Genomic DNA, 13051 nt, shown 5'->3' with positions numbered 1-13051 from the left:
AACGCAGATTTCGCTTGAACTGTTATGATATAACATAATAAGAGAGCCGCTCTGACAATCCTTCGTCTCTGCCGCATTCCTGTCCGGAGGTTTCATGCCGTCTATCGTGTCTGCCCGTTCCTTTCTTCTGCTACTGGGCTGCACCACCGCCCTTGCCGATTCCGCCTTTGCCCAGTCGGTTACGCCGTCTTCCACGTCTACCCAGACGGCTGCGGTTCCTGCTGAAACACAGACGGACGATGAGGCTTCTGCCGCACGTTCCAGCTTTGGCCATACCGATGACCAGCATGGAACGACAACGACGGAAACCAGTCGCACAGGTGCGGATGACATTACCGTCAACGCCCATCTCGAACGCGCCCGCGCTGCGCTGCAACCTTCAACGGGCGCAACCACCTATAATTTCTCGCGGCAGGCCATCGAAACCAATCCGGGTGGCGATAATGCAACGATGAACACCCTGCTGCTTCAGGCACCGGGTGTGGCACAGGACAGCTACGGCCAGATCCACGTTCGCGGCGATCATAACGAAGTGCAGTTCCGTCTGGACGGTGTGGCGCTTCCCGAAGGCATGAGCGTTTTCGGACAGACGCTCATGACGCGCTTCGCCCACTCCATGTCGCTCACCACTGGTGCGCTGCCGAGTGAGTATGGATTTCTTCAGGCCGGCGTAATCGATATCAACACCAAGAACGGCTATTCCGATGCCGGCGGTGACGTGTCGATCTATGGCGGTGCGCGCGACTATTTCTTCCCGTCCGTGCAGTTTGGCGGCCATCACGGCAAGTGGGACTGGTTCGCGACGGGTGATTTCGTGCACAATCGTGTGGGCATTGAAAATACGACGCCCAGCTTCAATGCGATCCACGATCTGACGAACCAGTATCACTTCCTGGGTCATGGTCGTTACACGGTCGATGAGAACACCCGGATCAGCTTCACGGCCGGTGTGTCCAATGCCGAATACCAGCTCCCCAACAATCCGGGACAGCAGCGCCAGTTCGCCAATCCCTCCTTTGCCGGCAGCGACCTGTCGCAGCAGCTTTCCGGCAATGGCGACAGTTCGAGCCTGACCGAGCATCAGAAGGAAATCACGGATTTCGGCATCCTGTCCCTGCAGAAGGACATGGGCAAGCTGAGCTTCCAGACGTCCGCCGTCATGCGTTACAGCTCCCTGCGTTACTCGCCCGATCCGCTGGGTGATCTCGTCTATAACGGTATTGCGCAGCGTGCGGCCCGCTCGGTCTTCTCGACCGGAACGCAGTCGGATGCCACATGGCAGGCCGCGAAGGATCATACCGTCCGCTTCGGCTATCAGATCTATGTGGAACGAAACGTTTCCAAATCGGATTCCACTGTCTACCCCCAGAGCGGTGAGGATGGTGACGGTAATGCGGTCTATTCCGACAACCCGCTCACCATTCATGATGGCACGGGCCGTACCGGCTGGATGTATGGACTTTATGCCCAGGACGAGTGGCGCCCTGTGAAGAACCTGACGATCAATTATGGTCTGCGGTTTGATGGCGTGGATGAATATACCCATGCCAAGCAGGTCAGCCCGCGCCTGAATATCGTCTACAAACCCTGGCATGGCGGGACGTTCCATGCAGGTTATTCCCGTTACTTCACGCCGCCGCCGTTCGAACTGGTGGGCGGAACATCGCTCAACAAGTTCGCCAACACCTCTGCTGCTCCGGGTACATTCCAGAACAGTAACGTGAAGGCCGAGCGCGATCATTACTTCGATGCGGGCTTCTCCCAGACGATCCTGCCGGGCTGGCATGCTTCCTTCGATGCGTATGTGAAGCTGGCCAAGAACATGATCGATGAAGGGCAGTTCGGCTCTCCCGTCATCCTGTCGGCGTTCAACTACCGTCGCGGACAGGTTAACGGCTACGAATTCGCTACCGATTATACCCGCGGCGCCTTCAGCGTGTACGGGAATTTCTCCTGGTCGCGGGCCATCGGCAAGGACATCACCACTGCTCAGTGGAACTTCGATCCGGACGATCTGGCCTATACCAGCAAGCACTGGATCCATCTGGATCATGATCAGCGCTGGACGGCTTCGGCTGGGGGAAGCTATTCGTTCTTCCACAGGACGGGTCATCCGCTGCGTCTGTCTGCGACGATGGTCTATGGCAGCGGTCTGCGGGCTGACGGTGCCACGCCGAACGGTGATTCCGTTCCGCAGTATGCGACGTTCAACCTGTCACTGGTCCAGTCCTTCAAGGATCTGTTCCAGGTGCCTTTCCTCAAGCGGACCCAGCTTCGTCTTGACGTGACCAACCTGTTCGACCGGACCTATCTGCTGCGTGACGGCAGTGGCATTGGTGTGGGCGCGCCGCAGTACGGTCTGCGTCGTACAATCCTGACCGGCATTGATCAGCGTTTCTGAAGACACCAGCCTGACGGGTTAAAAGACCCGTCAGGTCAATTCGGAGACTGGGCGTTTACAGCAGCGCCTTGTACCGGATTTTTTCCAGCGCTGCCGGAATATCCATGACCGGCACCGCCTCGCACAGAAAATCTCCCTGAACGAAATCACATTCCATTTCCAACAGCGCGCGGACCTGCGCCGCGCTCTGAATGCCTTCAGCCACGACCTTGCGTCCGAGACTGTGGACGATATCAATCACGCCTTTGATAATCGCAGCATCCGTTCCGTGTCTTTCAAGACCCTCTACGAATGCCCGGTTGATCTTCACATAGTCGAACGTGATGGTCTTGAGATGCGTCAGGGACGCAAATCCTGTCCCAAAGTCATCCAGAGAGATCTGGATTCCTTTCTGGTGAAGGACGTCAAGTTCCTGCTCAATCTGTTTGTGATGAGGGCGAGAGAACATGTTCTCAGTAATTTCGAGCGCAAGTGTGTTCAGGGGAACAGCCATTTCGTCAGCGAGAGAGCTGATTTTTTTAAAGAAATCGGCGCCTTCGAAGTCGCAGGAAGTAATGTTGATGGCGATGCGTTCGAAATGGATGTTCTGTTCGCGGAACTGACGCATATCCCGCATGACCTGGTGGGTGACGAAAGTGTTCAGTGTCAGGGTCAGTCGGGGGTCTTCGAAAACTTCCGGGAAATGCTGAGGGGAAAGCACCGTGTGATGCGGGTGGTCCCAGTGCAGGAGGGCTTCGAAAGAAACACGGCCAGGTATGCTGAGGGAAAAGATGGGCTGATAGAAGACCTGGATGCTCTGATTGCGCAGGTTCGTCTGGACGCTTCTGCGGAGGCGTGCTGCGAAATCGAGCTTTTCTTCCATGACGGGATGGTACTTACGGATGCGGTTGCGTCCGCCCGTCTTGGCGGCATAGAGCGCAAGATCGGCGCATTTCAGAAGGGCTTTTTCCCTTGCATCGGGAAGAGGGACGGAGACGTAACCGATACTGACGGTGCAGGCATGTGTCATGGTGCGGTTTCGGAAGCTGAAACGCATCTGCTCGAGAATGTTCAGAAGCACCGTTTCAAACAGGGCCGGTGTGTTGCCGGTCATGAGGATGGCAAACTCATCTCCCCCGATGCGGGCAATGAAACAGCCGTCTTTCTGGAAAGCGCGGAGTTTTTCGGCAACTTTGCGCAATAGCCGATCGCCGGAATCATGACCGGACGTGTCATTAATGGTTTTGAATGTGTCGAGATCGAGCAAAGCCAGACAAATGTGACTTTCGGTACTCGTGCGAAGTGTTTTTCTCAGAGTGTGTGAGAAATGAAGACGGTTAGATATTTTTGTCAGGAAGTCAGTATTGACAGCATTCTGAAGCTTCTGGCGGCTTGATTTCAAATGGTTTTCAGCCTGTTTGCGGGCTGTGATGTCAAAACGGATTGCCACGTAACTTGTGACTTTTCCGCTTTCGGAAATATGGGGTACGATTGTTGTGTCGACCCAGTACAGGGCGCCGTCGCGGCGACGGTTACAGATTTCGCCATGCCATACCTGACCAGAAGCGATAGTGCGGTACATCTGACGAAAGAATTTTTTGTCGTGCTGTTGCGAGCGCAACATTCGATGGTCGTTGCCGATGAGCTCTTCGCGGGTGTAACCGCTGATTTCCTCAAAGCGGCTGTTAACAGAAAGAATACGACCGCGAGTATCGGTAATGGCAACAATGGCGGAACAGTCCAGAGCGTGAAGTACGAAGTCATCACGGGCCTCTTGGGGCCAGTTCTTCACATAATTCAGGCTTTTCCTGAAATCATCCTCTTGTTTTTCCATCACCCAGGTTGACTCTCTCGATAGGAGACCTGAGTAATATCATACAATAATTAAACGTTCGTTAAAAGGCTTTACGGAGATCTGAAGCTCGATTTCCCGAAATCTTTTGCAATGTCTTGGTCTTTTTTATATTGAGGTGGTCAGGTTTTATTTGATCTACCTCGGCAGGTACGTTTTTTATCAGTGTGTTTGTGCAAGGCTAGGTTTCCTGCGACCTCCAGGCATGGCGCGTGAAAAAAGAGCGAGCGCTTCTGCCGCTATTCCATCGGCTTCCCCGGCCGCCTGATGGATCGTGACTTTGCGGTAAGTCACTCCATTGTATTCAGAGTTCCGCCCACTGACGGAGCAGGTTGTGGTAGGTCGAGGTCAGGCCGAGGACGGCGGGATGACTGTCGGGCAGGGCCTTGCGGGTTTCGATGATGGAGCAGTCGAAGTCGTAGAGCAGCCTGCGCTTCGTGTCGTCACGGACCATCGACTGGGACCAGAAGAACGAGGCCCAGCGACTGCCGCTCGTGATCCGGTTGACGCTGTGCAGGCTGGTCGAGGGGTAGAGCACCATGTCGCCCGCTGGAAGCTTCACGCTCTGGATGCCGTAAGTGTCCTGAATGACGAGTTCGCCACCTTCGTACTCATCGGGCCCGGTGAGAAACAGTGTGGAGGATACATCCGTGCGGATGCGCATTCCGGCGCCCGGGATGGGGCGGATGGCGTTATCCACATGAGCGTCAAAATGCATGCCGGTATCGTAGCGGTTGAAGAGCGGCGGGTAGACCCGCAGAGGCAGGGCGGCGCTGTTGAACGTCGGGTTGCGGCCGAGTGCCCGCAGGACGATCTCGCCGAGTTCACGACATTCGGGAGAGTCCTGCGGGATCTGGAGGTTCAGCTTGGCCTTCGCGGACTGCTCCCCGGCCGTAATGCGCCCATCCGTCCATTCCGCCGCTTCCAGCCTGTCGCGGAAATAGCGCACTTCTTCGGGAGAGAGGACATTCGGGATGTGGATCAGCATGAGCGTCGGGCCTTGAAAACGGGCGGAGTTGAAATGAGAATGACTCTTATCATGGAGTCATAAGGCCCTTTGGAGAGGGGAGCAATCGGAACGGGAGGCGGGTATTGCGTTCCGCAGCAGGGAGCAATGGTCTTATTTCCTTTCGTTGACACGTCCGGCGGGACGGGGGATGAGACGGAATATGGCATTTCATTCCCTTTGCGTTGCGCGGTGTGCAGGGGTGTCGCGTGGGTTGCTGACCGGCGTGGCGCTCATGGTGGTGGTCTGTATTGCCGGTGCGGAACAGAGCCGCGCCGAAGGCGGTATCGTAGCGCCACTTTCGGTTCATGATGCGATCGCCGCCGCCTGGAAAACCGACCCCGTGCGGATCGAGCTTGAGGTTAACCAGGACTCTGCCGACGCACGGGCAAAGGCGGCGCAGTCTTGGTTCGCGGGAGGTCCGACGCTGACGGGCGATTACTATGATGACCGCATCAGCGGGGACAATCATGGGTATATCACCTGGCAGGGCGGTGTTTCCGTGCCGCTCTGGCTGCCGGGTCAGGGGACGGCGACCGAGAACGTGGCGAAAGCCGAGGCGAAGACGGCAACGGTCCGCCTTGATGTCGAGCGCATGTCCATTGCGGTGCGGGTCGTGGATGCGACAGGCGCTGCGATCATGGCCATGCGCCGGCAGACAGCGGCGCTGGCGACAGTGGCGGCACTGCGGCGGATCGAGGCCGATGTGCAGCGGGCCGGGCATGTGGGCGAGATCGCGGTGTCGGACCAGCAGGCGGTAGAGGCGCAACTGGCGCAGGCCCGCAGCGAAGCGGACATGGCGGCTGAGGAAATCGAGACTACGGCGAGCCAGTTGCGGACGCTGACGGGGTTGCCGGGTGTTCCGGACATCACGCAGGCGGACGAGCACTGGCTGGGGCTGACGCGGGCCAATGATGCGCGCTGGGTCGAGGATGTTGATCCCCGCGTACGGGCGACGCATCAGGCCGTGATTGCGGCGCAGAACCAGATGAAACTGGCGCGCAAAAGCTTCATGCCCAATCCGGAAGTGGGCGTCGATGCCATCGATCAGGGGCAGTTTGGCAGCCCGTGGGATACGCAGGTGGGTGTCAATCTGCGGGTGCCGCTGCCGAGTGCTGTGACGAATACGCCGCAGGAATCTGCGGCGCGCGACCGTATGGCGGCGGCAACGCGGCAGGAAGTCGAGGCACGCCGGGCCGTGCGGAACGAGATGGCGCAGGTTCGGGCGCATCTGGTGGCGGCGACGGGATCGCTGTCCAATTCGCGGGTCGAGGCCAGTTCCATGCTGCACCGCGCGGATGGGATGGAGCGCTCCTGGCGGGTGGGCGAGACCCCGCTGATCGAGGCGTTGCGGGCCCGGATGGATGCATATCGGGCGCTGCTGGATCTGAATCGTGCGGAAATCGCCTGGCACGCGGCGATCATCCGGATGGGTGTTGCGACGGGGACCATTCCATGAGCCGGTTTGTGCGTTTTCTGCTCGGTGGCGCGGCGTTATGTGCTCTTGCCTGCGCTCCTGTGCGGGCCGTGGACGGGCCGGGCTGGATGCAGACGCTGAAACTTGGGTCCGAAGCGCGGACGGCCGAACATCTTCAGACCGCTCCCGTCAGACAGGGCGTTTTGCATGACACGGTCTCGGCGCTGGCCCGGGTCAGTGCGGATCTGTCCCGGACGGTCGTGATCCGCACGAGTGGGGACGGCAAGGTCACGGCGGTGCGGGTGACGCCCGGGCAGAACGTGGTGCCGGGGCAGGCGCTCATCGATTACACGGATCATTCGCTGCATGTGCTGCATCTTCAGATGGAGCAGGATCAGGCGGCGCTGGCCTCTGCGAAGGCCACGCTCGGGGAGGCTGAACTGGCATGCCGGCGCGGGCAGTCGCTTGTGGGCAGTACGGTGTCCGTTGGTGAAGTGCGGCGGCGTCAGGCGGCGGTGCAGCAGGCGCGCAGCATGGTTGTGGCGCGGGAAGCGGATATCGGGCTGATCGAGCATCGCCTGACGGAGGAGTTCACCTCCGTGACGGAAAAAATCGTGCAGGATGAGGCGTCCACGCTGATTTCGCCGGTTCGGGGTGTCGTGCAATCCATCCAGACCTCCGTGGCGTCGGATGTGACGCCGGGGCAGGCTGTGGCGACGGTCGTGGATCTGTCGGGGGTGTGGATTGTCGCGGATCTGCGGCCGGATGAGGTGTCCCGGCTGGTGCCCGGTGGCATTGTGACGGTTCGGCCGTCCGGCAATGCACGGGTCGAGCCGTTCCGGGCGGTTATCACGACAATTGACGGCGTGGCCGATCCGATGACAGGGCTCGTAAAGGTCGTCTGTGTCGTGGACCGGCCGGTGGCGTTTCTGCGACCTGGGATCATGCTGGATGCGGCGCTTGAAACCAGCGAGGCCGTGGACGGCATGATCGTGCCGTCGAACGCGGTGCAGACGATCGAGGGGCATGACCTAGTTTATGTGCAGACCGCCGAGGGCCAGTATGCCCCGCGCGAGGTGCGGGTGCGGCTGGCGACGGATGAGAGTGCTGTCGTTCAGGGGAATCTGAAGGCAGGGGATGCTGTGGTGACGGAAGGGAGTTTTGCCCTGAAATCCATGTCGCTCGTCAGCGGGCTGGATACGGACTGACCGGGTTTCATGCTGCATTTTTTCCAGTCCAACCGTTTCGTCCTGCTGGGCCTGCTCGTCGCGCTGATGATCGGCGGGGTGATGACCGTGCCGGGTCTGCCGGTCGAGCCGGTGCCGGATATTTCGCCCAAACAGGTCATGGTTTCCGTGACGGCACCCGGACTGGCGACGGAAGAGGTCGAGAAGCTCATCACTTTCCCGGTCGAGGCCAGTCTGACGGGGATTCCCGGCGTGACGGATCTGCGCTCCGTGTCGCGGACGGGGGTGTCGGCGGTCTATCTCCAGTTCGATGACGCGACGGATATCGATCTGGACCGGACGCGGGTTTCAGAGCGCTTGCAGGCGGCGCGGGACAGCATCACCCTGCCGGGCGTGAGTGTCGCGATGGGGCCGCTCGCGACGGGCATGGGTGAGATCATGCAGCTTCAGATCCGGGGCGGCGGTCTGTCGCTGATGGAACTGAACCGTCTCATGACCTGGACGGTCGTGCCGCAGCTTCGGCTGGTGCCGGGCGTGGTGGACGTCAACGTCAATGGCGGGTCGGTCGAGACATACCAGGTGGCGGTTGATCCGGCTCGGATGCGGGCATTCGGCGTCTCAGTCGGCGATATCGTGCAGGCTGTCGATACGAACAATGCGTCCTCCGGTGGCGGCTGGATCGCGCATCATGCCGAGCAGAATGTCGTTGTGGGCCGCGCGCTTGTAGGCGGTCTGGCGGATTTTGGCGCCATTCCCGTGAAGTTCGGCATGGGCGGTCATGTGATCCGGCTGCGGGACATGGGCATTGTCTCGGCTGGTCCCCGCACGCGGCTTGGAGCCGTGACGCGCGACGGGCAGGGTGAGGCGGTCATTGGCGTCGTGATGATGCAGACCGGGGCGAGCTCGAATACGACGCTGGATGCGATCGGCCGCGTGCTGCCGACAATCCGGCAGTCCCTCCCGCCGGGCGTGACGCTGGAGCCGTTCTACAGTCGGGCGAGTCTGACGGGACAGACCATCCATACGGTCAAGGAAAACCTGCTGATCGGCGCGGTTCTGGTGCTGTTTGTGCTCGTCGTGGTGCTGGGGGACTGGCGGGCGGCGCTGGTGATCGTGTCCGTTATTCCGGCGTCGCTGGTCGCCGCGATGGCGGGGATGCGGCTGTTTGGCGTGTCGGCCAATCTGCTGAGTCTGGGCGCGATCGATTTCGGGATGATCGTGGACAGTTCGCTCGTCGTGGTGGAGCACATCATGGTCGAGCGCGGGGAGAGCAGGGGGCCACACTCCTTCGCGGCCCTGACGGCGGATGCTGCTCGCGCCGTAGTGCAGCCGGTCAGTTTCGCGATTTTCGTCATCATCATGGTCTATCTGCCGGTGCTCACGCTTCAGGGCATCGAGGGCAAGATGTTCCGGCCGATGGCGCAGACGGTCATCATGGCGCTGCTGGCCTCACTGGCTTACTGCTTCATCTGTGTTCCGGTGCTTGCGGCGATGCTGATGCGTAAGGTTCAGCCGGACCGGGAGACCGCTTTCGTGCGGGTGGTGCGGCGGTATTACGAACCGGCCCTGCGCTGGACGGAGCATCACAGCGGGCGACTTCTGATCGTTACGGCTGTGGCGTTTCTGGCGGCGGTGCTGATCGGCGGCCGGCTTGGCGGGGAGTTCGTGCCGCAGCTTGAGGAAGGCTCGCTGGTCCTGACCTCGACGCGCCTGCCGGGGGCGTCGCTTGATACGGTGCTGGACGGGGTGACGGCAGAAGAGAAGATCCTGCGGTCCTTCCCGGAAGTCCGGACGGTCGTGAGCAGTACGGGAACGGCGGCGATCCCGACCGATCCAATGGGTACGAACGAGACCGATACGTTCATTTTTCTCCGCCGGCGTGAAGAATGGAAAACGGCCTCCACGCAGGCGGAACTGGTTACGAAAATCAATGATGTCTTGCAGAAAACACGCCCGGATGCGGCCTATTCGTGGTCGCAGCCGATCCAGATGCGGATGGACGATCTGCTCGCCGGTGTGCGGACGCAGCTTGCGATTTCGATCTATGGCGATGACCTCTCGGAACTGAACCGGATTGCCGGGCAGGTGGTCGAGACACTGCGGAGCGTGCAGGGCGCGGCGGATGTTGCGTTGCAGGGGAGTGGTACGGTGCCGTTCCTGCATATCGATGTGAACCGCGATGCGGCGGCGCGGCTCGGTGTGTCGGTGCCGGATATCCTGACGGTTGTGGAGGCCATTGGCGGACATGTCGGCAAGCCGGTGACGGTACAGGGCGCGATCATTCCGACGCAGGTGAGGCTGCGGGCGGATGCGGTCAGTTCCGTGGACAGGATCGGGCATTTGCAGGTGCGCAGGGCGGACGGGCAGGGCTGGGTTCTGCTGTCGCAGGTGGCGGATATCGTGCTGTCGGATGGGGTGTCGCGGATTGACCGGGACAATATCCATCGCAGGGTGATCGTGCAGGCCAATATTCGCGGGCGGGACGTGAGTTCGTTTGTAGCGGCGGCGCAGCAGGCCGTGGCGCAGAAGATAAAAATGCCTCAGGGCTACCGGATGGTTTGGGCCGGGCAGTTCCGGAACCTGCAATCCGCGCTGCACCGTCTGTTCATTGTCGTGCCGATCGCGCTGGCGCTGATTTTCCTGCTGCTGGTGGCGGCTCTGGGATCGTTCGGCGCTGCGGCGTTGGTCTTCGCCAATCTGCCAATGGCGGCGACGGGCGGCATTTTCGCCCTAGCGATCCGGGGGCTGCCGTTCAGCATTGCGGCGGGGATCGGGTTTATTGCGCTGTTTGGCGTGGCGATCCTGAACGGCGTGGTGCTGGTCAGCCAGATCCGGGTGTTCCGGCAGGAAGGACTTGCGGCGGCGGAGGCGGCGTTTCAGGCCGCGCGGAGCCGGTTGCGACCGGTGCTGGCGACCGCATCCGTGGCTAGTCTTGGGTTCTTCCCGATGGCGTTTTCTGGCGGATCCGGCGCGGAAGTGGAGCGGCCGCTGGCATCGGTTGTAATCGGGGGGCTGATTTCTTCGACGCTGCTGACTTTGTTCGTACTGCCGACGCTTTATGCGCGGTTCTTCGGCCGTGAAGGCCGGGAAGCTCCGGACAAGGCGTAAGCCTCTCCGGAGCGTGTACCCTCATTGGAAGGGCAGGTAGCGGAAGTCGAAGAAGATCTGACTCATGCTGGTATGCGGATCGCCGCCGATGCCGGACCAGATCTGCCTGCGCGAATAGGCGAGCTGCGTGCCTGCTTCCACAGTGCCGAACTTGCCCTTGAAGAAGCGCCACCAGCCGCCGATCGTGATTTCGGACACGCTGCGGGTGTTGGCCGTGCAGGACAGGGAAGACAGCTCCTGCAGGCAGCCCGCGTTGGAATATCCGGGATTGCCGTAGCCGTAAGAGGCGCCATTGTCGTTGAAATAGGAATGGCCGACGCGCTGCGTGCCGAAATAGCCGTAGACGTCGATGCGCGGGTTAGGATGCGCGATGACACCCGCCTGTGCCTGCACGCCAAAGAGCGGATCGGGGCTGCCATTGGCCTTGAGCGTGGCATCGGGCAGCAGGACGGAGCCGTAACGGTTAATGCCCCAGCCCGCGAGCCCGGCCATGCGCAGTTCGAGCTTGCCGGGAATGAGCGGCAGGATCATTGATCCGCCCGTGCCGCCGCCGATGGCGGTGTTGTTATGCCCGGTATTGCCCATCGTCACGCGGTCATGGGGGAAGTGCAGGATGCCTTCCATTTCATAATGACCCCAGATGGGATCGTAGGCGACCTTGCCAATGACATCCGGGGCGATCTCATTGGAGAAATTGGTCGTGTCATTGGTCAGGCCAACGCCGTTCTCACCGATCGTGACGGTGGAACCGTTGGGTATCGACACCGCACCGTTGGCTGCGGAAAATCCGGTCGTATCATACAGCGTGGCAGGGTTTTCGATCGAGAGACCGGTCCACAGACGATGATGGAAGAAGTCCTTCACGATACGGACCTGCCATTGGCGCGACCAGGTCTGGCCCGCGAGCATGGAGGCTTCAATCGTTTCCGGAAGGCTTTCCTGACGGGCAACGATACCCGCACGGCCCGGTGTCAGGAGGCTCCAGGCCTGCCCTCCCAGGAAATGCCAGCCTTCCTTGTTGTCGTCATAGGCAAGATAGGCCTGACGCATGCGAAAGGAATAGCTGTTGCTCTCATACGGGTCTGTCGTAACGGCACCAGCGCCGAAATCGGATTCAAAGAAGCCGGAGATCGTGGATTCAGAGTCGATATTGCCGCGTGCCAGCAGGGACAGGCGGCTGTAGCGTGCGCCTCCGTCGAAATTGTTGGTGTGGTAACGCGGCTGGTTCGGATACGGCATGTCCTGCCAGTAATTGAACGTGTCAGACGCCACATGCCGGTTTTCAAGCACGGCAGCCGTATCGACGAAGCCGCCGAGCATGAGCGTTACGGGGCCGAGATGGAAAACGCCGTGATCGCCGACGGCACCTGCGGCCTGTGCGCCCAGCGTTTCACGCGGATGAGGGCCGACACCGTTTTCAGCAAAACGAACGACAACATCCTCGGCGCGGTGGCCGACGACGTCGAGCTCTGATCCCTTGTCGTTGTCGACAAGTCCTCGTCCCGTCGGTGAGAGCGACATCCTGTCACGACGGGCCTGAGCGCCACGGACTGGCTCCTGCCCTGATGCGGCCGTCATTTCATGACCAGAACCCGAAGGCTCAAATGGCTGTGGCGTTTTGTTACCACGGCGGCGGACGGATGCAGTTGTAACACGCCCGTAATGGTCTGGCTGAGCGGCAATCTGTTCAGCATGAGGCGAACTGGAGCGGGACGGAGAAGTGCCTGAAGCGTGGTGTTTGGCAATTTCCTCTTTCAGCACGGCCATATCATGATTGATGGCGCGCTGTTCTTCCTGCACATGAGCCTGTGCCGCCTGCAGACGGCTCATTTCCTGTTCCATCCTCGAAACGAGATCATCATCGGCCCGGGCCGATGTTCCAATAAGAAAGACGCCCAGGGTCGTTCCGAGAAACAGATATCCGCGTCCCGATACCCGCAGGGACCGCAGCGTGCGGAAGGTCAACAGAGTCAATTAATCCCCCATGTCAAAAGATGTCCTGAACATGTGCATGAACTCGTGTGCGATAGCTCCTAAAAATATTTTCAGGTGCGCGTTGCAGCTCTACGGCCTGCGGAGGTAGGCGGGGAAGGAGGAAATA

At 60.2% G+C, this 13051-nt stretch carries 7 protein-coding genes; 4 read left to right on the top strand and 3 right to left on the bottom strand.

The window, feature by feature from the left end:
• Positions 1 to 94: 94 nt before the first annotated feature.
• Positions 95 to 2401 (top strand): TonB-dependent receptor, encoded by a 2307-nt coding sequence (locus JK202_RS00295; RefSeq protein ID WP_211556932.1) that lies wholly within the window; start codon positions 95 to 97, stop codon positions 2399 to 2401.
• Positions 2402 to 2456: 55 nt separating this feature from the next.
• On the opposite strand, the gene JK202_RS00290 is transcribed toward JK202_RS00295, so the two are convergent.
• Together JK202_RS00290 and JK202_RS00285 are read right to left on the bottom strand one after the other, a co-directional pair.
• On the bottom strand, positions 2457 to 4172 hold the full coding sequence (locus JK202_RS00290) for an EAL domain-containing protein (protein WP_349291804.1): 1716 nt from the start codon (positions 4170 to 4172) through the stop codon (positions 2457 to 2459).
• 364 nt (positions 4173 to 4536) lie between these two features.
• Complete coding sequence (locus JK202_RS00285; protein ID WP_211556930.1) at positions 4537 to 5220, bottom strand: Fe2+-dependent dioxygenase; 684 nt, start codon at positions 5218 to 5220, stop codon at positions 4537 to 4539.
• Between the two features lie 181 nt (positions 5221 to 5401).
• On the opposite strand from JK202_RS00285, the gene JK202_RS00280 reads away from it, so the two are divergent.
• From JK202_RS00280 to JK202_RS00270, 3 genes are read left to right on the top strand one after another with little or no spacing between them, the layout of a single operon-like run.
• Positions 5402 to 6697, top strand: a complete 1296-nt coding sequence (locus JK202_RS00280; protein WP_249199482.1) for a TolC family protein — start codon at positions 5402 to 5404, stop codon at positions 6695 to 6697.
• Positions 6694 to 7863 (top strand): efflux RND transporter periplasmic adaptor subunit, encoded by a 1170-nt coding sequence (locus JK202_RS00275; RefSeq protein WP_211556928.1) that lies wholly within the window; start codon positions 6694 to 6696, stop codon positions 7861 to 7863. The genes JK202_RS00280 and JK202_RS00275 overlap by 4 nt, the downstream gene beginning before the upstream one ends.
• Before the next feature lie 9 nt (positions 7864 to 7872).
• Positions 7873 to 10950, top strand: coding sequence for an efflux RND transporter permease subunit (locus JK202_RS00270; RefSeq protein WP_211556927.1), 3078 nt, complete (start codon positions 7873 to 7875; stop codon positions 10948 to 10950).
• A 21-nt stretch (positions 10951 to 10971) separates the two neighbouring features.
• Here the strand turns inward: JK202_RS00270 and JK202_RS00265 are convergent, their stop codons facing one another.
• On the bottom strand, positions 10972 to 12780 hold the full coding sequence (locus tag JK202_RS00265) for a hypothetical protein (protein ID WP_249199481.1): 1809 nt from the start codon (positions 12778 to 12780) through the stop codon (positions 10972 to 10974).
• Positions 12781 to 13051: the final 271 nt, after the last annotated feature.

Source organism: Gluconobacter sp. Dm-62, from assembly GCF_018256155.1.
Classification (GTDB): domain Bacteria; phylum Pseudomonadota; class Alphaproteobacteria; order Acetobacterales; family Acetobacteraceae; genus Gluconobacter.
Note: the sequence above shows the minus strand (reverse complement) of the source record. Positions and strands in the feature narration are given on the sequence as shown.